Raw genomic sequence first — 22558 nt, 5'->3', positions numbered from 1 at the left:
TAGCCGTAATGCACCTCATTACGCGTTATTTGAACGGAGGTGCTGAAACGACGACTGATAACGCTATCAAAGCGCTCCATGAGGCTGATGAGGAGTATGAATTACACCTAGGTACTGGAGAAGCACACGATCAGGATCGACTCGCAGACGCAGAATCAAAGGGCGTCAAGACGGTTGTTTTTCACAGGTTACGACACTATAACCCAATAGCTGCGCTCATTGCAGTGTTAACTATCGCATGGTACCTCCATCGCAACGACATTGACGTTCTCCATACCCACAGCACCGAGGCAGGGATCGTAGGACGATGGGCAGCATTTTTAGCACGCACGCCGTTTGTCGTCCACGAAATTCACGGAGACCCCATTTCGGAGGACCACCACCCCCTCTTGAACGCATTCGTGCTGGCTGCTGAGCGAGTGAGTGCACGAACTACAGATCTGTTAATTGTCAAATCAAAACGGATACGAGAGGAATTTATCGATCGGGGGATTGGGGAACCTGAGCAGTACGAACTTATATATCACGGTGTCGATATTGATGCGTTCGCCGACTCACAACCAGCCATATTACCGGAGAGCAACGCTGATCATCGACTCTTGTTTGTGGGTCGTCTCGCGGAGGGTAAGGGACTCTACGACCTGTTAGATGCCTTCAAGTCTTTAAGACAAGAAATAAGTGTCGAACTCATAATAGCCGGCGACGGGCCGATCGCAGAGGAATTTACAACCCGAGTCGAAGAAAGTGAGTTGTCCGATGCCGTTCGACTCCTCGGCTATCGATCTGATGTTCCAAATCTCCTAGCGGCGTCCGATGTCTTCGTTCTCCCATCATATCGAGAAGGGACGCCTCGAGTTATTTCAGAGGCTTTGGCATCGGGTACACCAGTTGTTTCAACGCGTATTGCAGGAATCCCCGAACAAGTGGCTGACGGCGAGACAGGACTACTGTACGACCCAGGAGACGTTGAGGAGCTTAAGAATGCCATTTCGGAGTTGCTTGAAGACGATGAACTGAGAGTAGCGATGACGGATCGCTGTCGAAAGAGCGTCGAAAGGTTCAGATGTGAACACTCAGCTCGACAGGTCCAAGAGCTGTACAAGAAGCACTGTTTTGATCAATCGTCTATTGATAGCCCAATTTCTTGAGCTGTTCTTCGTCGATATCGTATTGAGTCCTATCCGCCGCTTCAAACTCGTTCGTTACTGATTCCCGGGAAACCTCCAAATTAGAACCGTATTTGACAACGCCCGGGCTGTGAGAGCCTAGAATTCTTTTAATAGTAACGTGGTTCGCATGGGAGCGAGTTAGAGACGCATGGGAAGCCGTGTACAGATGTGTTGCAAGTCCGTACGATGCACGAGCGAGTGCTGAATATCGATGGAATACGACACCGGATTCACCTGTTGACCATGCGCCAGTGGCCGCGTACTTATTATAAGATCTTCCCCGGTGCTTTCCCTTTTTCCAGACTTCGGAAAGCAACGGTTGCGATCTCGACGGGGTTTTCCGCCAAATACTCTGACCAAAAATATCTTGACGAGGCGACCATCCCAACGACCGCATTGCGGTCGGAGCGATATCTGCTGTTGAGATAGGCTCATCAGCAACTACGCCGCTCTTGAGACCGGCACCGCAAAAGACGATAGGGACCTGTACTAACGGTGGTGCCATCGGATGGCCGTGGCCATAGATCTGACCGAGGTTTTTCTCGCCAATAAATTCTCCATGATCACTGCAAAAAATAAGGAGAGTCTCCTCAAGTATCGACCGATCTTCAAGTTGGGCTACGATATCAGCAAATCGGTCGGCAGAGCTTTCTACCGCATCTACATAATCATTTCGTGCTGATCTGTGTGAACCTACGTTCTCGAAGTATGCTTCAGAACCTTGCGAGTTCTCGAAGTCTTCATTATATGGGGAGTGACCCCCCTTATCGTGAACAATGTGGACAAAAGGGGAATCTAACTCATCCAATTTCGTTCTCTCATCTACATGGTGGATCTTTAGTGGTGGTTTCTGGCGGGGGGGAAGATCGGTCCAAATTGTTTCCGCATTGAATCCTACGTTTCGGGCGTTCTTTAGTAGCGGCGGCATTCGTTCAAGTTGATCGTCGAAGTGCCATATCTTGTGAGTGCTCGGGAGTTGGCCGGTCAGAATCGATGGCAACCCAGATGCGGTGAAGGTGCTGGCAGATACACCTTCGAAGGTAACTCCATGTTGGGTTACTGTCTTCGGTACCGAATCGAATCGGTGACTATCCGAGACGAAGATCAAAACATTATCGACTTGCCCCCGTTCTGTGAGTGTTGAGAGCATATCGTGACTCCAGAAACTCTATTACAAGGTTACATAGATTCTCCGATCCGACGGGACAGACGAATGTTCAACCGATGTCAGAGTCAATTGGGAATATCGACCTTCGTCCCGTCACTGACCACTTCTAAAATGGATTGGATTCGACGCTCCCAGCTGTTTTCGATACCTTTCTCTCTCGCATTCATTCCGAGTTCAGAACGAAGCCGCTCATTTGATATAAGCCGCTCAATAGCCTCTGACATCTCCTGTGTATCGTCTGGTTCCACGAAAAGAGCGTCATGTTCATGTTCCAGAATCCGTTGGTGCGGTGTTATTCTTGTGGCGATAATCGGTAGTCCAAGTGCGAGGTACTCGTATATCTTTGCGGGTGAACTGACATTGAATCCCTCGTGTGGCGGGAGCGGGGAAACTGCACAATCACAATTGCCTACCTTATAGGGTACGTCTTCGTGTGGGATCAGACCGTGCCACGTTACGGAATATGCCCCGACGTTAGCTAGTTCTTCGATTTCAGCTGCATAATCTTCGACAACGGGACCAAACAGTTCAACGTTGATTCGTTCCTGAGTTTGTTTCGAGAGTTGGTTCAACCCCTTGAATACAAATTCAATACCTCGATGAGCTTTGATCGATCCTACATAGACAATGGTAAAGTTGTCCTTATTTTCTTTGGTTTGTGGCACAAACACATCGGGATCGACGCCGAGCGGAACGATATATATTTCATCTTCTGATATGCCGAAGCTCTCAGCAATACTCTGACAGAGAGGTTCGCTAAGCGTGATTGTAATATCAGAAAAACCGAGTAATAACTTGTGTCCCAACCATGACGATGTTAAAAATATTTTGTTTGTTATGGTGTTTTTATTAAATTCTTTTGGCTGTTCAACTGGGTGTACCTGAAGATCACAGACAACTCGAGAACCGAACAAGATCTTCAGGAAGATTGGAGGAAGTATGACGTTCCGATAAGCATAGACGATGTCTGGACGCGTTCTACACGCTAGCCAAACCCAGCGTGGGAGAAGGATAATGTTCATCCAGAGGACTCCAAGGATACCGGAGGCCGAGTAGGAGTGCGATGTCGTACCCACAATTCTCGTCGAGGACGGTCCGATCACATGCGTATCGAATAGCTCCCCGAACGATCGTGAGACGTAGTATGCTTCTGTCGTCCCCTGCACGGTGGAGATATCATGTGTCGAGAAAATGAAAACCGTGTGTTGGTCTGCCTCCATTATGCGTAACACGGAGAGGCACTAACATAAAATACATCCGCCTTGAGGCGGTCCTTAGCTCAGTTTTTGTTGGAGATATTTTAGTTCGTGCCCAGTAATGGTCCGAAGACGGTAAGAAGAGATGGTATATATACCGATACCGACCAGAACAGTTGCAAACAACGATGGGAACCCTAATGGAGATAACTGCCATCTCATGATCAATACAAACACACCCATCACACCTGCGGAGGCAACTACCCGAACAAATTCAAATCGAATCTGTACAAGATCTTCTCTGAGATACCACCCAGCAGAAGTCAATCCAATTACGAAGGCTGTGAACGTTGCTATTGCGGCACCGGTGATGCCATAGACTGGTACTAAGATGATATTCAAGCAGATGTTTGAAATTGCAACACCTCCCCAGAGAAGACCGACAAGTAGCGTTCTTTCCTCAACTTTCAATACTTGGATAAATATATTAAATGTTCCATACAGTGCCATTCCTGGAGCAAGGATCGCCATGAGATTGGCGTCACGAGCGATGGTCGACGTGCTAATGAGTCGGATAGTTGGTATCCTGAGTATGATGATTCCAACAATCGACGGGGTAGCGAACAATAGAAAGTAGCGAACGATAATGCCGAGTCGAGATTGAGATTCTTCCGTTTCTCCCTCCTTCTTTAGCTCCGAGAGGTCCGGAAATAGGACATTAATAATGGGATGTGAGACTGTTCCGATTACCGCCGCTATTGCGTACATAACCGAATATATTCCAACAGAATCAAGTCCCAAAAAATACGTTATTACGTAACGGTCAGAAGTATTCACAACCCAATACGCTACGGTCGAAAGTAGAAGCGGTAGGCTAAAATTCAAATATGACCTGATATTAGCGAATCTCGGAATTGAGACGCCGACTATTGAAACGGCTTGGACCGAAAGCAGTAACGAGAACAATAGATAGAGAGCAAGAATACCGAGAAATACACCAACAATTGAATTAAGGAAGAAGCCGCCAACGAGTAGACAGCCGACTTCACCCAAGATTCGGGCGGATCGCCAGAGGTTCATGCTCTTGATACGTCGTTGCGATCGTAGCATCTGTAAAGTCTGGACAAAGTAGATATTAGCTACCGATGCGGTTGCGAGTAACAAGAGAATCGTGCTACCGCTCTCGGTCGGGAAGAGAAATTCCGCTGTCGTTTGTCGAAATATAATAGTGAATAGCCCAATTGCCACGGCTGTCGCTAGAGTCACTACTAGAACAGCATAGTAGTCTTCTCGAAGTCGTGTGTCGTCAGCACCGGGAAGATATCGGTTCATCGCGTTCTCTAATCCAAGGCTCGCCAGTTTCGTGATGAGAATCAGCGATATACTATACTGGATCCATACACCGTAGGTCGAGGGGCCGAAGAGTTTCGTCAGAATCGGAATAACGAGGACACCGCGGAGTTTGCTAACCGCAAACGGCAGAAAAGAGTAGAACACATCGTGGAGAAACATCTGGCGAGATTCAACCATTCGATAGCAAGCGGAGTTGATTGGGATAAATGTCTTTCGTAACCCAAAGCTCGGCGTTCCAGCTCATATGGTGGAGTCTCATTTCAAGTCGGATTATTTTTACTTGTAGCGAGCGGTGCGATTCGTAATGAGACGTACTGCTCTTCTAGCAATATTGATGTTTGTATCACTGTTGACGCGCTCGTATCTCATTCAACAGAGGCACGCATACATACTCACAGTGCTCATTTACATACTGATCCTTGGATGGGTGTTCATAACAACTGATACTAAACTGATGAGTCATAGAAGACCGTCTTATCCTATTCTAGTTATCATTGCAGTTTATATTATGCATATTTTTATTTCAGCAATTGATGGGCAGAATATTCTCATAGTTACACTTCGTTCTGTGACCTTCGTAGTCTTCGCTATAATCAGTTTGTACGTTTTGCCAAATTATTTTTCACGAGGAGAGTTCATACGTGTAGCATCAGGGTTTAGTGCAGTCATTGTTGCGATCGGTCTTCCAACGGCGATCTTCGGTGATTACTCCGCTCTTGGTGTTACTATCAAAGCTTGGCCATGGAAACTTCCATTTGAACCACAATTCTTACCAAATGGAACTCTCCACCCAGTCCAGAGTGTAACGAACAATCCGAACGTCATGGGGTTACTCACCTCGGTTGGGACGATCTGCTCGATGGCAGAGCTATACCGACGTAAAAATATTTTCATGTTATTACTCTTCACAATAAATTCCTTAGGTGTATTCCTCAGCGGGAGCAGAGCGGCACTTTTAGCCGTTACAGCAGGAACATCGTTGTTGGTTATCTGGCGCACCCATAGTGTTCAATTCAGCCGATTAACGGCGGTACTCGGCGTTATTGGGTTAGGGATATTTACCGGGCTGGTCACCGACATCCTTCCTTTTCCCCAAGTGATCTCATCTCTTGGTCTGAGAGGGAGAACTCCCCTCTGGAGGGGGACGATTGAGGCCCTTTCTACGCGGCCTATCTTTGGCTTCGGTCCGGGGAGTAGGGCAGGGTTCATTCGTCCGTTCGTAGGCGAAGAGTGGCATGGGCACACCCCACACAACTCTTATCTCCGTATGTACCTCACCACGGGTGCTATCGGCGGAACAGCCTATGTATATTTCACAATCGTCGCAATTTCCGATTCGATTCGGAAGGCCGTTCCCCCAGAGGTCGTTACACTAGGGATCGTCGCTGTTGTGGTCGCAATCATGCAGACATTTGCTGGTTTCTCACTATTTGGTATCAGTTTCAATTCTGTTCTCACCGCGTTGATTTTTGGCTTTGCAGTTTGTCCGTATGAAGCGCAAAGTAACCGAACCACCTCAGGCCGCTGAGGCAGATATCCACTTCTTCTTAGGTGAAAGACAAACTAGCATACATTATATGATAGTGTTTATTGGATTGAGAAAAATCAAATAATATGCCAACAATAGAATATTTTATTTTTTTAATTGTTGTGTTCTACCTATGATTGCATCTTTTGATATCAAGTGAGCCGTCAGATTGCCCCATAATAATCACAGTACACTGTAGGCCCTCTGGTGATCCAGTAATATATCGCGGTCCAGTAGTAGCATTCCGATCAAGTGATGGCTTCCATACACCACGGACCTCCAAGTTACTGTATGTGATCACTCGGTATATTGTTATATATGACAATTCAGTACCACTATTTACAAAAACAATTTCGTTTACTCTCTGGATCTGGTAATTGCGTAGAGCGTATCCAGTCTCGACAGCTTCCTTCCCAGTGATTGGGTCACTAGCGAACCGTTGATCTGCTTCACCGCGAAGATCAAATACGGGTGCAGCGGTAGACGCAGACCCGTTAATGCCAATCCCGGCCTCAAAGACTGCGGCGTTCAGCAGTGCCGTCATTACAAGAACCGCCAGAAGTAGGTGTACAGCACGTTGCGCAGTCTGTTGATAATTATACATTCTCGCGTTCTGATACACAAGCTCAAGAATCCCACTGAGTGCGAGTGTTACGGGGAGGACCAACCCCCAGAGATAATACTGATGGTTGAGTCCACCAGGAAGTCCGAACGGAATCGCCGCACCCGCCGCCAGCCATGACAAAACGACGATGTCCGCGTACTCCTTACCTATCAATTTTCCTATACTACGATTTGTCACAAGTCGGTAGAAAAAGTATGCACCAAGGACTAATCCTGGATAAAACAAAGAACTATGCCCAAGATAGAATGGTGAAAATGGCCGTGTGAGAAACCGTAACCAGAAACCAGTGGTAAAGAATATACTGAATCCTGTCTCAACGACCGCATAGTGAGAGGGTGATGCCGGGTTGGGCTGAAGTTCGGTCAATAAGTAAACAGCGACCACAGATACAGTGGTTACAATCACAAATACACTGCTCCATCGGTATTCCCGGTGGTAACCAAGAATGACAACAATGGGAAGTACGATCGCTGCTTCCCATAGATGATTGCTCACACCGGCAACCAATGCGAGTACAGCGATTCCGAGCCACTTCTGTTTATCTGTGTCCGTATACTGGATTGTGGCATAGACGGCTACGGCGGTAAGAGCCATACTTAGTGCTTCAGGCATCACGGTCCACGAAAATCGGAAGAAGAATGGGTTAGCCCACAATAATAGTGGACCGACGATCCCAGCGACTGGCCCAAAGAGGTCGCGTGCAGTTTTCCCAAGGATGATCGTTGCAGCAACTGCGGCGATTACACTAACCAGTCGACCACCGGCTTCGTATCCGATTGCCACGAATGGCGCAGAGAGGAGCGAGTAAAGGTGGAGCGCAGCGTCACTTTCGCGTAATGTTATGTATGTATATGATTCAACTCCATTACGTAGGAATGCGACTGATTGGAAATAGTGTGCGAGCTCACGGTCTGGAATGTAGCCCGCTGGAATTGGCTCCGTCAGAAGCAGGAGCACTCCCAATACAGGGAGATATTTGACGAGAGAAAGTCGTGAATCGAAGAGTCTGTTGTCGTCACTCATTGGTTATGCGGTCTACACAGACCGTAGTTAATTAAACGGGTTGTTTCAGATTGTGGGGGTTCAAGTCTACGATTATACCAAGAGTCACGGTGAGTTCCATCAAACGGTTTCGTGAAGAACAATGGTACTGTCTTGACTTCCTAATCTGCTCTGTTCAGCTGTCTCTGCACCCGCTGAGTTTGACCCATTATTGATTGTTCTGTTGTTATTCGTACTTCAGGATCAAAGAATCTATGATTCCAAGTTCCGGGCATTTATAAATAAGAGTTCAAGACAGCCCCCGCTTATTGGCTTCAGACGTGCAAGCCTCATCAAAGGGCGATCATGGTTTCGAGTGCGGCGCAGATACATTGTCTACCGTATCAAGAGCGATCACACTTCTCACATGTTTGCTATCCCAGTCCTCAGGTCGTCAGCACACCCATTGATTGCGAACCAGTGTTACGTTCGGCACAGCCGAGGCCATTCCCACCTGAATATCGATCGGTCCGAGACGGCCTCCACGAAGTCGTCAACCAACAGTCCGCCCGGTGGTTCAGGGTCATGTCCGATGACAGCATGCTCGCGCGGCAGCGCCCGGACCTCCAGGCCGCCCCACTCTCGGTCGACACCGAACAGTGCCTGGAGGTGGCCCGTATCCTCGTCACCCACGGTTGCCGACTGGACGTACCGCATCTGAAGATAGTTCAGGCCGAACTCATCGGCCCATTCGGGGTCCATCCCGTCGAGCTTGTGGAACTGTTTGCTCGCATACTGATCAAGGATCATCTCGGCGGTGTCGTGCTCGAAGAACTCGTCGAGCGTCTGCGTGACCAGCGGGATAAAGAGGTCGTGATGGTGGTGATGCCGGAAGATCGTCTCCAAGCACGACAGCGTCGCCGCGTCCTACATCAAGTATCGCGCCTCGTCGATGGCAAACACGACCTCTTTATCGGTTTCTTTCGCCCGTTGTACACCAGCGAGATGAGCAGCTCCATCAGCAGGCTAGTGTGGCCGCCCCACCTAGCCGTCCTGCTCGGCCACGTCAGAATATACGACCGATCCATCACGGATATGAAAATAAGTCAAAGATATTATATTCTATCTATTCTTTCACACATCTCACACGGTGATTTGTTCTTATTTTGTGCTTCTTTAATTGTCAGTTTCTCAAATGTTGCATCTGGACCACCAGCATTACAAAGCGGCTCCTGATCATCATTTGGTTCGTGATATGCATATCCTCCGTTTGCCGCTCCTGTCGGCCGTGTTAGAACAATATGATTATCGGGGCGTGAATCTTTAGAAGCTAATGCTACTCTTTCTTCCGAACTTGGGCGACTATCACTTGGCATATTGGGTTATATGAATAGTATCAAAAGTAGTTACTGGTTGGGAAGAGGAGGCTACGATGTTAAATAGGCCGTGTGGATTTTTACTTTGATTGAAACAAGCTGTTGATCTCAAAATACAGCTTTGAAGATTACCTCATCAGATTCATCAATGCTTTCTTTGATAGCAGACCCCACGCAGTCATTGACCCACAGTCGTCGGAGCGTCCACCCGTCTCGGTTGTAGTAGGTGGGATACGCTCGTACAAGATCGCTAGTCTGAACGCGCTTGTTACATCGGCCGCAGATGTGGCCCGACTGAACTCCGTTGAGCGCCTTGACAGGGTTGTGTGAGCCGTCTCTATACACCTCCAGTGACGAGTAGGCGACGTTGCGCTCGTCGCAGATCCACCGGGACAGCCGGTACGACGCGGTCGGGCTGGATACCGAGGGCAAGATCGTCGTGACGCTGGAGGCCGAACGGGCCAACAACGACCGGTATCGGGCTGTCCCCGAGGATTACGACGCGCTTGCGGCGCCAGAGCCGGAAGCCGCCATCTGGGTGGTGAAAACCGGCGCCGTGGGTCATGAGGTGTTGACGGCGCTCAACCGCCTCGCGGACGGCGAGCCTCGCGTGGCAAAAACGTATGACGAGAACCCGCCGCCGAGTCAGTGGCTCATCGACGAGCCGGGGTTCACCGAGTTACGAACGGCCGGAACGCTGCTGCGGGATCTCGATCTACGTCATGCCGACGGGTGATCTGCTTCACGAGAAACGGTGGTTGTCGGGCGTTCAGGTAGTGACTCGACCGATTCAATCCTATTCGTGCCGAATTCGGCTGTCTCGCCACGGTAAGCTGTCGAATCGGCGGATCAACGCCGTCGCTGCGCCGCTTATATTCCCGGTACAGGCCGGCAGCATGTCGAAATCGACGTCGATACGGGTACTGTTGTCACCGGCGCTAGCAGAACTACTCGTAGTGAGGAATGGCCGATTCCCAAGCAGCCGTGTGAAGCCCGCTACAGCCAGTATTTGGATCTGTCGTTGGAGATGGAGATCGCCTGTGCTGTCGGTATTCGAGAGTATATCAGATTGAGCTGCCGGATACTCGATCATAGCCGTGGTCGTCGTGACTCCCGTTGGTGGTCTGATATCGGATGACTGCGTCGAAATCGCCAGATAGCAGGGGCCTTGGTTTTGAATGCCGATGCAGCGGTGGCTCCTTACCGGTCACAACCCAACCGCCACAGAGTCTCTCAAACAGTTGGTATCGGTCGATATAGGCGATTCATGTGGTTCCAGCGGTACCTGTTGGGCTATCGAAACGCTGCGTTGCTCCGCGATTGCGCGTATATCGGTGTGTTCAGCGCTCTACTGCACTTGGCTTGGTCGCTGCGGACAAAGTAGTCAACCGATCCCCCGCAGAGACCGTTAGCAGGTTGCTGTCCACACAGACAGCGGAGATTGGAAGGAAAATACCGAGTGACTCTGGCCGATGTGTTCCCTTATGAGCCAAATATACACGACAAAGCTTCTTAGTAGCTAGTATAGGATTATATCCTAGGGAAGGCGACAATTGGATGACTTCAGGACGGCCCCTATTTCGAGTGTAATGACGTCTATTTGCACCGGGGAGTGATTCCGGGGTCGCCAACTATCGACGGGCTGCTACCGCTCAACTGCGGACGACTATCACAGTCGCGGATGTGTCCACAACACACCGGAAGCGTCGTGATTCCCAAGAGAGTAGTTGCAGACGAACGCTCGGTCGGGACGCGTCAAGGCGAACACCGCCTCAGTAGGGGACAAAAGCTAGTTCGCCTCAACGCCCGTTGAGCCTCGGAGGTTATTCAGGGTGACACGCCCGATTCGGTTGTCGGCGTTTACAGCGACGTACAACTGCGGTCTACAGGCAGTCATCCCATTCGCCGCATCGCTGAGAGAGGGCCGCTCGCCGAACGGATGCGGAGGGATCCGGAAGCGTTTTGATCCAGATGCGATAGGGAGTGAGTAATGCGACCAGCGGGTGATCTCCAGTGAATCTCATTGACGACGAGGGCAACCTCTTCGGCGCCGTCAACGTCGTCGACGCCCTCGCAGTGCTCCTCGTGCTCGCCGTCGTCGCCGCGGGTGCGGCGTTCGTCCTACAGCCCGATCCCGAACCGCAGGGCCCGGACACCGCGACCAGAAACGCCACCCTCGATCTCGGGACTGTCCCGCAGTACGTGGTCGACGAGATCAACGAAGGTGACACCTACAGCCCGGCAAGCAACCAGCAGATCACGATCACAGACGTACACCTTACGCCTCAAGGAGACCAAACGAGAGCAGTTCTTCGGGTACAGATTCAGGGTGTGCAATCTGGCGGCTTCAGCTATGACGGCGCCCCGCCACGCTTGGGGCGGACACTACAAATCGCGACCCAACTATACCAGGTCGAAGGGCAGATCCGTGCAGTCGGGAACGGCGACACACTGGACACACCGACCACGCCGGTTGTCATTCGGGACATGATGCCGACGCAGGACGCCCGTGATCTCGCTGCGGGCGACGAGATCCGACTCGCGGGACGTACAGTTGCCACGATCGAGACAGTTCGCGCGTATCCCACCGAGGACGCGAGCCAGCGGCTCATCTATCTCACCGCGAATCTCAGCGCCCATCGGCAGAACGGCGCCCTCCGGTTCGGCGGGAGCCAACTCCGGCGTGGGCAGACCGTCTCGCTGCCGGGGGCCCAGTACACCGTCGACGGGCAGGTGCTTTCGGTCGGAGATGGACTCGAAAGCGGACAGTCGGAGATCCTCATCAGCCAGACCGTGCCGACGGAAGTCGCCGACGACATCACCGAAGGCGACACCACGACCGTGGGAACGCAGGACATCGCGACGGTCGAACACGTCGCCAAGTACAGCACGAGCAACCCGGACAGGACCCGGGTGTTCCTCGGGCTCTCAGTGTCGACTGTCTCGACCGGCGACGATCCCCAGTTCGGCTCGACCGAACTCCGGCGGGGCTCCCGACTGACGTTCGCGACCGACGCCTACAGCGTCACCGGCGAGATCGAACGCGTCGGCGCGACGACCCAGCGCGGGGCGCTCGCCAACCGGACGGTCACGCTCAGCATGCGCGAGGTCCGCGAGCCGATGGCACAGGCGATCGATGGGGGGATGCGCGAACGCTCCGACGGCGAAACGATCGCCCGCGTCGACCGCGTGAGCGTCGAGCCGTCCACGATCATCCTCGAGGGTGAGCGGGGAGACCTCGGCGTGTACGACCACCCGACGCTGCGCGACGTGACGATCACGGCCACGCTGCAGGTGCGCGAGACCACGTCCGGGATCCGGTTCAAGGGTCGCACGATCCAGCAGGGGTCGACGGTCGTGCTCGACCTCGGAACGATCACCGTGCGGGCGACGATCGTCTCGATCCGATGACGAGCCGACGGCCGGGCGCGACCCGCCGACGGGGCGAACCCGCAGCCGACCGCGAGGGGCCCGACTGATGTCACAGGAGGACACGACGTCCAGGTTACGAACGCGCGTTCGGGGGATCGTCGAACGATCCGCCGTCGGGAGCGCGGTCGCCGACCTCGGCAACGCAGCGCGGTCGTCGTCGCTCACGGCGTTCGCCCGGCGGGTCGGCGAGTTCACGCGGCACTCGTTCTTCTACCGCTGGCTCACGAAGGAGCCCGAGCCGGAGGTGATCGTCATCGACCTGCGGGAGACGTGGACGGTCGGACCGATCATCGCACTCCTCGACTGGGCGATCGAGCGGACGCTCCCCTACTGGCGCGGGTCCACGCTCAAACAGGCCCTCGACCGACTCGTCGCGCTCGGCGAACGAGCGGCAGACACCCGTGCCGGGCAGCTCCTCGTTCGGGTACTCGAACCCCCGGAGCCGCCCGACAGACACGCTGATCGATCCAGCCGCGGATCGGGGAACGAGGAACCATCCGAGAACACCGATCACGAAGACGAGAGCGGACAGGAGCCACCGGACAAGTCGCGCGATAGCGAAGCCGACCGGTAATACCGCAACCGACTGTGATCGGCCACCCAACTGGTTTCTGCCGTGTGTACAAGCTGCGAGACGTGCCACAGTACAATAGACGGTGAAGAATGTCGATTCAGCGAGGAATGGATGTCATGCGATCGTGAGGGGCGAACCGATACCCACGTTCACTCGTTGAGGGCAACCGACTCGACGACGACACGGAGGATAACGGCAACCGAGACGATCGTTCCGCCGACCGCCCCGAACACGACCCCGACCGCGACGATCAGCGTCCCGACGCCCGCGACGGCCCGGACCACGCCCGTCGCCAGCCAGACGAGGACGACCGTGTTACAGAGAACGACGACAGTCTCACCGCCGCGGAGCACCACCCCGGTTGTGGGTACCTGATCGGCCACGGCACGGACCGTGAGCGTTCCCCGGTGCTCGCGTATCCGAGACGCCCCACGAGCGAGCACGACCCCGGTGATGACGGCGCCACCGGACAGACACCACACGAGCAGGACACCGGGGACGAGCGCACCCGGCGACGTGAGCCGGGTCGCCGGCACGAACGACACCGCCGCGAGAACGACCGTCGGCGTCAGCCGACGATCGACGAGCCGATCGCGGCGCGTCACGGACGGGCGCGGCAGGGAGGGCACGGCAGCCACATGGAAGCATGGCCACTAAAGCCGGACGCCGAAGTCGCCAGAGGCGCGAGCGACGACCGGACGCCGGTCTATTCCTCGTCGGGCGACCCGTAGGTCCCGCTCGGCTCGTCGAGGTCCACGGCGATCAGCGACTGCTCGTCGTCGTCGGCCCACGCGGGGTCGTACTGCGTCGTGACGTCCGGACGAGGTCGTACGTTTCGAGGAACGCCTTCGGCGCGATCGTCCCGCCGGAGTCGGTCACCGAGACGGTGTAGGCCGCGTCGTCCGCGTCCGCGTCCGCGACGGGCTCGATCCCGATCCGGTTGGCGTCCTCGTCGAAGTACAGGACGGCGCCCTCGTTGTCGCCGAAGAACTCCTCGGGTGCCGCTCGATTCACGCCGATGCTCCCCGACTTCCGGATCGAGATCATCGGGTCGGTTCCCGCCGGCCGGCCGCGGCCCGATCCGGACTCGTCGAATTTCTCGAAGGCTATAGTCTTCGTTCGAAAGATATCGTTATATAGCTATTGTCTATTCGTGTGGTCAGTCGGATCGATCGGTCTGATCGGTTCGCCGAGGGGGAGCCGTTCGTAGCGACCGGTCGGGTCGACGCCGTACCGCACACGGCCACACCGTGCGTGCCGTGCCCTTCGAGACGACGGCTTCATTACCCGAGTGACACAGACTGGCGCTATGGTGACCGCTCGCGACGTCAGCGACCTCCTCGACGAGCGGCCCGATCTCGAGCCCGCGATCGACGCCGTCCTTGAGCCGGAGGGGCCCTGGACGTTCGACGACGTGGACGTCGACTCCGGCGCCTTAGGCGAACTCGTCTCGCGCGGTATCGTCACAAAGACCGACGACGGCTACGTCGTCGCCGACCACGCGGCGACACGCCGCGCACTCGCCGGGGAGGTCTCCGAGCAGACCGTCGAACCGGTCCGCGATCTCGACGTCTCGCTGCCGTCCCTCCCGAACCCGCGCGTCCTCGCGGCGCTGGCCGGAGCGTTGGCGGTCGTTTTCGCGCTCCGGATCACGACGTTCCCGGCCGTCTTCCAGGAGGAGGTCGTCCTCACGGCGAACGACCCCTACTTCTACCGCTACTGGGTCGAACGGATGCTCACCGACCCCGAGACGACGCTCACGACGGTGCCGGGCGGGATCGCGAAGGGCGAACCGCTGCTCGTCGCGACGCTGTGGTTCGTTTCCTCGCTGCTCGGGGGATCCACGGGCGTCACCGGACAGGTGTTCGCGTGGTACCCCGTGGTGTCGGCTCTCGTAACCGGCGTGCTCGTCTATCGCCTCACCGTGGAGGTGACCGACGACCGCCGGGTGGGGATCGCCGCGGTCGTGTTCATGGGCACCGTCGCGGGCCACGGCCTCCGGACGAGTCTGGGGTTCGCCGACCACCACGCGTTCGACTACGTCTGGCTGCTGCTCACCGCGCTCGGCGCGACGGTCGTCGTCCGCGATGCGATCGACGCGCAACCGCTCGCCTCGGTCCGGACGCTCGCGGCGACGGCCGCGGTCGCGGTCGGCGTCGCCGGACAGACGCTCGCGTGGGACGCCGGCCCGCTCCTCGTCGTGCCGCTCGGAATCTTGGTGGCCGCGGACGCGATCGCCGCGGTGTACACGGACCGCGACCCGCTGCGCAGCGGCGGCCCGCTCGTCGCCGCGAGCGCGCTCGCGGCAGGGGTCGTGTGGGTCGCACACTCGTCGTTCGGGTGGCACACGACGCTCGTCGCCGTCTCCCCGGTCCTGTTGACGATCGGTGGACTCGGCGTGGTGCTGGCCGGCACGCTCGCCCGTCGCGTCGAACTGCCGGCGGCGGGGGTGGCCGGGGTCACACTCGTCGGCGCGATCGCGGGCGCGTTCGCGTTCAGCAGGCTCGCGCCGGAGCAGTGGGCGCGAGTGACGCGAAGTTTTGATACTCGCCTCGTCCGCACCGACGCGATCGCCGAGACGACCGGGCTGTTCGGGGAGTCGGGCGGATGGCTCTTACTTGTCGGCTTGCTGCTGTTCATTGGCGTCCCGTATCTCCTGTGGGCGACGTACCACCTACGTGAGGACGACCGGTGGCTCGTGCCGGTCGTCTACACGTGGTACTTCCTCGCGCTCGCGGTGGTGCAGGTCCGCTTCGTCGGGCAACTCGGGCCCTTCCTCGCGGTCTTCGGCGGCCTCGCGTTCGTCCATCTGGCGGAGCGCGTCGACGTCGCGCGACCGCCGACGCCCTTCGGGGGCGATCCCGTTCGGGATATCGGGACGCCCGACCGACAGACGGTCTTCGCAGTCGCGGCGTTGTTCGTCCTCCTCGGCGCGTTCGGCGCCGCACAGGTTCCGCTCAAGAACGCACAGCTCGTCCACAGCCAGGAACAGTACGAGACGGCGTCGTGGATGAGCGACCACGCCGCCGAACACGACCTCGAGTACCCGCAAAGCTACGTGTTCAGCTTCTGGCCGGACAACCGCCATTACAACTACTTCGTGAACGGGGAGTCCCGGTCGTACGGGTACGCACGCACGAACTACGCCTCGTTCGTCGCCTCGACGGATCCGGCCGGGTGGTACGACCGACTCGGGGACCGCGCGGGATACGTCGTCGTCACGCCCGATACCGTCGGCAACGAGTCACAACTTGGGACGCGTCTCTATCGTGAGCACGGCTCGCGAGCGAACGGGACGGCAGGCGTTGCGCGGTACCGACTGCAGTACGTGAGCGACGACGAGACGTATAAGGTGTTCACGCTCGTCCCGGGCGCTGTGCTTCGCGGGACCGCGACGCCGAACGCGACTGTGACGGTAGAGACGACCGTCGAGGTCGAGGGCGCGAGGTTCGCCTACACCAGACAGACGACGGCAAACGCGAACGGTGCGTACACGGTCCGCGTCGCCCACCCCGGCACGTACAGTGTTGGGAACGGAAACGTCACGGTCAACGAGTCCGCGGTCCGAACCGGCTCGACAGTGAGGGTGAACGCGTCGACATGAGCCGGGTCAGGTTTCCGCTGCTCCCGCGGTGGGTCAGGTACCTCGGCGTCGCGGGCGTGTTGGGCTGCATCGTGTACTTCTCGCTGGTCACGGCGCCGCCGTCGGCGCCGACACAGGCGCAGACGCCGTTCTGGGACAAGCACCTGCACTTCGCCGCCTACGGGGGGCTCGCGCTCGCGCTGGCGTACGCCACCGTCCGATATCCCGACCGTCCAGTCGTTCGAGCGGCTCTCGTCGTCGGTGGCGCACTCGGTGTCGGGATCGAACTGCTCTAAGGGACGCTCCCGAACCGATACTTCGGTTGGGGCGACCTCCTCGCGAACACGCTCGGGAGCGCGGTGGTAGCGGTCTGGTTCCTGATCGAACGACGCGTGCGGTACGTCCGGGTTCGTCCGACTTCCCTCACGGATCGTCCCAACTGAGTGTAGCCTCCGGCGAGCCAGTCTCAGTCGGAAACTCGTCGATACATTTAGACCGACGAGCGAACTATTAGCGAAACGCTGAGCCCTGTCCGGACTCAGCGAACTCGAACATTGGAGCGGTCCTCACGGACCGCTTTTCGGAGACGACGCGTGACCCGTCAGCGGTTGCTGCGCGGTCAGGATCTAGAGCCGAAAAAACGGAACGTCGACGTTACAGTTCGACGGCTTCCTTGTTCCCAAGCGACTCGGGGACGGTGAACCGGATGCTCGTGGTCGCACCCGCCATCGTGTTGACCTTCACCGTGACCTCTTCGCCTTCGTTGAGCTCGTTAGTGAAAGTGCTCGTGTCGAACACGAGGTTCAGTCGGTCGTCCGCGTCGTTGAGGACGTTCTCACTGCCGTCAGAGTCCTTCACGACGGAATAAGAGAACACATTCGAGGCGTTTTGGATATCAGTACTTGAATAGTTCTGCGTGGTCGAGGTGAGTTGGTAGGTTCCGCTCGGCCCGATCCAGGTGACGGTCGCGTTCTGGATGTCGATCTCGCCGGCGCCGGGCGCCTGCGTCACCGTCACGTTCACGATGTCGATAGTACCACTATCCGTGACGTTACCGACAGTTGCGACCTCTTGGACGCGGTCGCTGACCTGCTTACTGCTCTGTTGTCCCGTTTCCTGCGACTTGCTCTGAAGGAATCCCGCGGTGTTGATGAGGACGCCGGCGGCGATCGCCGCCACCAGCACCATCGCGATGAACACGATGAGCGTCCCGATACCCACCTGACCGCGTTCTTCCTCGTCCGTGATGAACTCGAACATTGTGTAGTCGTCCGCTCCCTGTCCGGAGCTACCTCACAATATCTCGAAGGGGTACTTACCAGTAACCACCCAATTACCGAACTCGATAACAACACAGGTCCGACGACAGAACGCTCACAGGACCAGTACTCCACCGGCGACGGCGAGGGCTCCCAGCCCGAGACACACGGCCCAGAAGGACACCCGTTCGACGACGCGAACGAGCGCGTCGATCGTGGCGTACCCGACGATGCAGGCGGCCGCGAGCGACACCAGCGCGGCGAGGGGCGTCACCGCACCCAGACCCGTGTCGAGATACGCGAGCAGTCCGCCGCCGACCGCCGCCGGGATCGAGAGCACGAACGAGTACCGGAACGCGTCGGGCGCGTCGTGGCCCCGCAGAAGGAGGGTCCCGGTCGTCATTCCCGACCGGGAGATCCCGGGGAGGATCGCGAGCCCCTGCGCGACGCCCACGAGGACGGCGTCGCCCGCGTCAGGCTCGCGCCGCGGGTCCACGTCCAATCCCGAGGATATCCGCTGGAAGACCCCCGTGAGTACGAGGAGCACGCCGATGCCGACGACGACCGCGCCGCCGGTGAGCGCCGAGACGACCTCCTCGAGGGTCGCGTACGCGGCGATGCCGACGACGCCGGAGACCAGCGTCCCGACGGCGAGAAAGGAGACGACCGCCTGGTCGCCCTCGAACGCCGCGTCCGGGCGCCACCGCGGAACCCGCGCGGCGATCGACGCCAGCTCCCCGCGGTAGTAGACGGTCGCGGACAGCGCCGTTCCGAAATGGAGGAACAGCGCGAACGCGACTGCCGTGTCCGGCGAGCGACCCAGCGCCGACAGCGCGATCGTGATGTTGCCCTCGCTGGAGATCGGCAGCCACTCGAAGACCCCCTGGAGCACACCGACGACGAGCGCGACGACGAGCGAACGGTCCACTGTCGCGTGAGACGGGTGCCCGGATATAATGGCGTACTGATCTCCGTTCGCCGGCGTGCCGATATCGGCGCGCTCGATGCGGTCATTAAAGACGGCGAGCTGGCGTCAGAGTGGCGAAGCCGGTCCCGTTCTCAGGCCCGGGTCAGCGCCCGCGCCACCGCGGCGCTGGCGTCGCCGACCGCCCGCGCGGTCGCCGCGACCCGCGCGTAGTCGGACAGCTCCCAGCGGAACCGCCCGAGCGACACCTCGTTGCCTCCATCCACCCGCGCCAGCTCGTCGTCGAGATACCTCAGCGTCGCCGCCAGCCGGTGTAGTCGGAGGCGATCGAGCCGCGGGTGCGGCCCGTCCGCGTGCGCCGAGCGCACCGACTCGACCGCCCGCGTCCGGATCGCGCGAACGTCGGCGGCGGACGCGACGTCGATCACCTCGCCGGCGTCGACCCGCGAGCGGAGCCGCTCGACGGCGCCGAGCCGCGCCAGCGCCGCGTGCGCCGCGACGATCGCCCGCGGGAACTCCCCGGCGTCGCGCGCCTCGGCGGGACGCTCGTCGCGACGCAGGTCCTCCCGGAGGTCCCGGAGCGCCCGCTCGGCCGGGAGCGCGTCGCGGTCGAGTTCCGAGGGCTCCTCGCCCCGTCCGATCCCCACGGCGTCCCGCCGCTCGGCGACCGACGAGACCAGCGCGTCCGCGGCCGCCGAGAGCGCCTCCCGTCGGGACGCGACCCCGTCGGCGGCGTTCAGCCGCTCGAAGACGTGCGCGGCGTCCTGTACCGCGCCGCGTGCGGTCGCCAGTTCCTCGTCGGCCTCCGCGACCGCCAGCGCCGTCGCGTTCCCGTCGGGCTGTGCCGACAGGACCTCGTTGAGCGCCGCGATACACGAGCGCACCAGCCCCGCGATCGCGTCGTTGACGACGACCGCCTCGACCGCGTCGCGCCCGCGGTAGTGCCATTCGCTGCGGAACGCCCGCAGGTCCGCGCGCAGCGCCGCGCCGTCGTCGCGCACGTCGCCGAGGTCACGGCCGGCGTCGACCGCCTCCCAGCCGCCGCCGACGAACGCGGCCTCGCTGCCGGCACGCCGGAGCTGGCCCATGCGGCTCCACGGCGTCGACGCCTCCGACGCCCGCGCGAGCGCCTCGTTCGCCCGCTCGTGAGCCCGGTCGAGGCGCTCGCGGATCGCGCCGTTGGGCACCTGTGTGGCGTCGAGCGGGGCCGGCACGGCCGCCAGCGAGGCGTCGATCTCATCGGCCCGGGAGGTCGCCGCCGACGCCTCGATCGCGACGGGGAGCCGCTCGGGGACGGCGGGCGGCGACTCGGCGAGGACCGACGCCAGCTCGTCGCCGGAGACCGTCGACTCGTCGTCGCCGCCGGGAAGCGCCCCGCAGCCCGCGAGCGACCCCGCTAACGCGGCGCCGGCGCCGGCCAGGACCGCCCGCCGCGTCCGCCCGGAGCGCTCACGCATCGTCGCCCTCCGTGCTCGCGGGCTCGGTCGTCGCGTTCGCGGGCACCGCGTCGGCGGTGATCGGCGGATCCGGCTCGGGCTCTGGTGGGCGCCCCCGTTCGGCACACGAGCCGCCGCCGACACCCGAGCCGTACCCGGTGATCCGGTCGGTGTCGAGCGCCTCGGGGATGCGGATCAGCCACGCCGTCGAGTCGCGCGCCTCCGCCTCGCAGGCGACGCTCGCGTCGCGGAGCACCCGGCCGAACTCCGTGTCGATCTCCGTCTGTGACCACGAGACGCCACACAGCTGGAGCTTGTAGCACTCCCCCACCGGGAGCCGCTGGACGAACACGGTCGCCGCGTCGAAGGCCGTCTCCTCGAGGAACGACCGGGCGGCGTCGGCGCCGTCGGCGTCAGCGAAGTGGAGCCGCTCGACCTCCTCGCGGGAGGTGAGGAACCGCGGCCGGCGACGGCGGGGCTCGCCGTCGGCGTCGGTCCGCGTCTCGTCCGGGAGCCACACCAGCGGGTCGTCGGTGGCGGCCCGGAGGCGCCGGTGGGGCGGCACCGAGCCGGGGTCGGACGGGCCCCGCGCCGGCTCCGTCGAGGTCGATCGGTCGCCGCCGTCCGCGCTGCCGTTACAGCCCGCGAGCGCCGTCAGCGCGCCGGCGCCCGCGAGGAGGACTCGTCTGCGGGAGAGGTCGGAGGAGACCATCGGGTCGTGTGTCGACGGGAACGCGACAAGTGTCTTGTTCTCCGGCGATGGGGTCGGCGCCGGCTCACTGCGTGGGGTCCGCGCCCGTCGAGCCCGCGTCGAGGCCGTCGACCCCGCCGTCCGCGTCGGGGTCGGGGCCGAGGTCGTCGCCGTCGTCGTCGGAGCCGACCAGCGTCGTCTGCGCGTCGTCGACGCCGAGGAGCCGCGGCAGGGCGGTGTTCGCGAACGTGAGCCCGATCACGAGCACGATCGGCGCGAAGAACAGCCCGTAGAAGCCGAGCACGACCGGCCCGAGGGTGTACGCGAGCATCAGCAGGCCGACGTGGGTCTCGTCGCCGCTCAACAGCGGCCGAAGCACCAGATCCGGGACCGTGTCGACGACGACGACCGCGACGAGGAGGAACGCGAGGACGTATCCGAGCTCCGCGAACGCGCCGTCGAGCAGCGGCGGGATCGCCATCGCCGCGGTCACCGGGAGGTACACGATCTTCATCCCGACGATCGGAACCAAGCTCGCGATCCCGGTGAGCGCGCCCGCCAGCGCGGGGTACGGCACGCGGACGCCCGCGGGGACGAGCGCGTTGTACCCGCTGAACGTCGCGATCGCGATGAGCGAGATGGCGACCACGTTCAGGAGGTTCCCGAACAGCACCGCCTCCAGCTCGCGGTCGACGGCCTCGAGGTACTCGCGAACGATGGCGTCGTCGTCGAACCGGAGCAGCCAGTCGCTGATGCGGTCGCCGTCGACGAGGAGGTAGTAGGTGACGATGGTGACGACGAACAGGTTGAGCACGAACTCCGAGACGACCGTCGTGAGGAACGAGGCGTTCTCGGTCGCGAACTCGACGAACGGTTCGAGGTCGCCGGACTGGTACGCCTCGTAGATCCCCTGGACCGTGAACTCGGGGATGCGCTCGATCGCGGCGAACCACGCGATGTTCGACGCCGCCGCGCTCACCAGCGCGGTGTCGGTGACGAACTGTCGCGCCTCGACGACGAGCAGGACGCCCGCGTAGCTGATGAGCAGGACCAGCGGGATCGCCAGCGACGCGAGCACGACCCCAGCCCGTACCCGTGGCGGAAGCCGAAATCGCGCCAGAAACTGGTGATACCGTCGCGTCGAGTAGTAGAGGAACACCGAGACGGTGAACGCTGCGATGAACCGGTACGCGAGCGTCCCGATGACGACCGCGACCGCGAGCCCGAACAGCGCGACGACGAACCGCTTCTCGTTCACGTCA

Annotated in this window: 18 protein-coding genes and 1 pseudogene; 7 read left to right on the top strand and 12 right to left on the bottom strand. The window is 59.1% G+C overall.

The genetic code is table 11. The annotated features are described in order from the left end of the window. Window positions 1-8 precede the first annotated feature (8 nt). The gene (locus GRX01_RS10955; RefSeq protein WP_159667018.1) at window positions 9-1148 is read left to right on the top strand and encodes a glycosyltransferase family 4 protein; all 1140 of its coding nucleotides are present in this window, start codon (window positions 9-11) and stop codon (window positions 1146-1148) included. Here the strand turns inward: GRX01_RS10955 and GRX01_RS10950 are convergent. The 3 genes from GRX01_RS10950 to GRX01_RS10940 form a co-directional block, all read right to left on the bottom strand. Beyond that, window positions 1126-2319, bottom strand: coding sequence for a sulfatase-like hydrolase/transferase (locus tag GRX01_RS10950; RefSeq protein WP_159667015.1), 1194 nt, complete (start codon window positions 2317-2319; stop codon window positions 1126-1128). The genes GRX01_RS10955 and GRX01_RS10950 overlap by 23 nt on opposite strands. Window positions 2320-2402: 83 nt before the next feature. After that, entirely contained in the window at window positions 2403-3557 is a 1155-nt protein-coding gene (locus GRX01_RS10945; protein WP_159667012.1) for a glycosyltransferase, read from the bottom strand. Between the two features lie 54 nt (window positions 3558-3611). Then, window positions 3612-5063, bottom strand: a complete 1452-nt coding sequence (locus GRX01_RS10940) for a lipopolysaccharide biosynthesis protein (RefSeq protein WP_159667009.1) — start codon at window positions 5061-5063, stop codon at window positions 3612-3614. A gap of 220 nt (window positions 5064-5283) precedes the next feature. Here GRX01_RS10940 and GRX01_RS19500 point away from each other — a divergent pair, with 220 nt between their 5' ends. Then, on the top strand, window positions 5284-6414 hold the full coding sequence (locus tag GRX01_RS19500) for an O-antigen ligase family protein (protein ID WP_159667006.1): 1131 nt from the start codon (window positions 5284-5286) through the stop codon (window positions 6412-6414). Between the two features lie 127 nt (window positions 6415-6541). On the opposite strand, the gene GRX01_RS10930 is transcribed toward GRX01_RS19500, so the two are convergent. Together GRX01_RS10930 and GRX01_RS19175 are read right to left on the bottom strand one after the other, a co-directional pair. Beyond that, window positions 6542-8062, bottom strand: a complete 1521-nt coding sequence (locus GRX01_RS10930) for an ArnT family glycosyltransferase (protein WP_159667003.1) — start codon at window positions 8060-8062, stop codon at window positions 6542-6544. Between the two features lie 441 nt (window positions 8063-8503). Beyond that, a pseudogene (locus GRX01_RS19175) lies at window positions 8504-9121 on the bottom strand (VirB4 family type IV secretion system protein); the annotation flags it as partial. Window positions 9122-9763: 642 nt separating this feature from the next. Here GRX01_RS19175 and GRX01_RS10920 point away from each other — a divergent pair. The 3 genes from GRX01_RS10920 (at window position 9764) to GRX01_RS10910 (ending at window position 13402) form a co-directional block, all read left to right on the top strand. After that, window positions 9764-10132: a hypothetical protein gene (locus tag GRX01_RS10920; RefSeq protein ID WP_159666997.1), complete on the top strand. Its 369-nt coding sequence runs from the start codon at window positions 9764-9766 to the stop codon at window positions 10130-10132. Window positions 10133-11409: 1277 nt separating this feature from the next. After that, window positions 11410-12807: a DUF4330 family protein gene (locus GRX01_RS19365; protein WP_201289575.1), complete on the top strand. Its 1398-nt coding sequence runs from the start codon at window positions 11410-11412 to the stop codon at window positions 12805-12807. Window positions 12808-12874: 67 nt separating this feature from the next. Beyond that, window positions 12875-13402: a hypothetical protein gene (locus GRX01_RS10910; protein WP_159666994.1), complete on the top strand. Its 528-nt coding sequence runs from the start codon at window positions 12875-12877 to the stop codon at window positions 13400-13402. Window positions 13403-13551: 149 nt separating this feature from the next. On the opposite strand, the gene GRX01_RS10905 is transcribed toward GRX01_RS10910, so the two are convergent. Both GRX01_RS10905 and GRX01_RS10900 read right to left on the bottom strand, forming a co-directional pair. Beyond that, on the bottom strand, window positions 13552-14031 hold the full coding sequence (locus tag GRX01_RS10905; RefSeq protein ID WP_159666992.1) for a hypothetical protein: 480 nt from the start codon (window positions 14029-14031) through the stop codon (window positions 13552-13554). 133 nt (window positions 14032-14164) lie between these two features. Further along, entirely contained in the window at window positions 14165-14449 is a 285-nt protein-coding gene (locus GRX01_RS10900) for a hypothetical protein (protein WP_159666989.1), read from the bottom strand. A gap of 262 nt (window positions 14450-14711) precedes the next feature. On the opposite strand from GRX01_RS10900, the gene GRX01_RS10895 reads away from it, so the two are divergent. Both GRX01_RS10895 and GRX01_RS10890 read left to right on the top strand, forming a co-directional pair. After that, window positions 14712-17006 carry an STT3 domain-containing protein gene (locus tag GRX01_RS10895; RefSeq protein WP_159666986.1) on the top strand — a complete coding sequence of 765 codons (2295 nt, stop codon included), beginning with the start codon at window positions 14712-14714 and terminating at the stop codon, window positions 17004-17006. Further along, a complete protein-coding gene (locus tag GRX01_RS10890; protein WP_159666984.1) occupies window positions 17003-17281 on the top strand; it encodes a hypothetical protein in 279 nt (92 codons plus the stop codon). The genes GRX01_RS10895 and GRX01_RS10890 overlap by 4 nt, the downstream gene beginning before the upstream one ends. 358 nt (window positions 17282-17639) lie before the next feature. On the opposite strand, the gene GRX01_RS10885 is transcribed toward GRX01_RS10890, so the two are convergent. From GRX01_RS10885 to GRX01_RS10865, 5 genes are all read right to left on the bottom strand, one after another. Beyond that, the gene (locus GRX01_RS10885) at window positions 17640-18245 is read right to left on the bottom strand and encodes an archaellin/type IV pilin N-terminal domain-containing protein (protein ID WP_159666981.1); all 606 of its coding nucleotides are present in this window, start codon (window positions 18243-18245) and stop codon (window positions 17640-17642) included. Between the two features lie 114 nt (window positions 18246-18359). Beyond that, window positions 18360-19172: an undecaprenyl-diphosphate phosphatase gene (locus GRX01_RS10880; protein ID WP_321168036.1), complete on the bottom strand. Its 813-nt coding sequence runs from the start codon at window positions 19170-19172 to the stop codon at window positions 18360-18362. A 131-nt stretch (window positions 19173-19303) separates the two neighbouring features. Next, on the bottom strand, window positions 19304-20626 hold the full coding sequence (locus tag GRX01_RS10875) for a hypothetical protein (protein WP_159666978.1): 1323 nt from the start codon (window positions 20624-20626) through the stop codon (window positions 19304-19306). Further along, entirely contained in the window at window positions 20619-21317 is a 699-nt protein-coding gene (locus GRX01_RS10870) for a hypothetical protein (protein WP_159666975.1), read from the bottom strand. The genes GRX01_RS10875 and GRX01_RS10870 overlap by 8 nt, the downstream gene beginning before the upstream one ends. Before the next feature lie 64 nt (window positions 21318-21381). Then, window positions 21382-22554 (bottom strand): AI-2E family transporter, encoded by a 1173-nt coding sequence (locus GRX01_RS10865; RefSeq protein ID WP_321168035.1) that lies wholly within the window; start codon window positions 22552-22554, stop codon window positions 21382-21384. Between the last annotated feature and the right edge of the window lie 4 nt (window positions 22555-22558).

This window comes from Halobaculum saliterrae (assembly GCF_009831625.1).
Classification (GTDB): Archaea; Halobacteriota; Halobacteria; order Halobacteriales; family Haloferacaceae; genus Halobaculum; species Halobaculum saliterrae.
The sequence above is the reverse complement of the archived record's forward strand: the minus strand, read 5'-3'. Positions and strand labels throughout refer to the sequence as shown.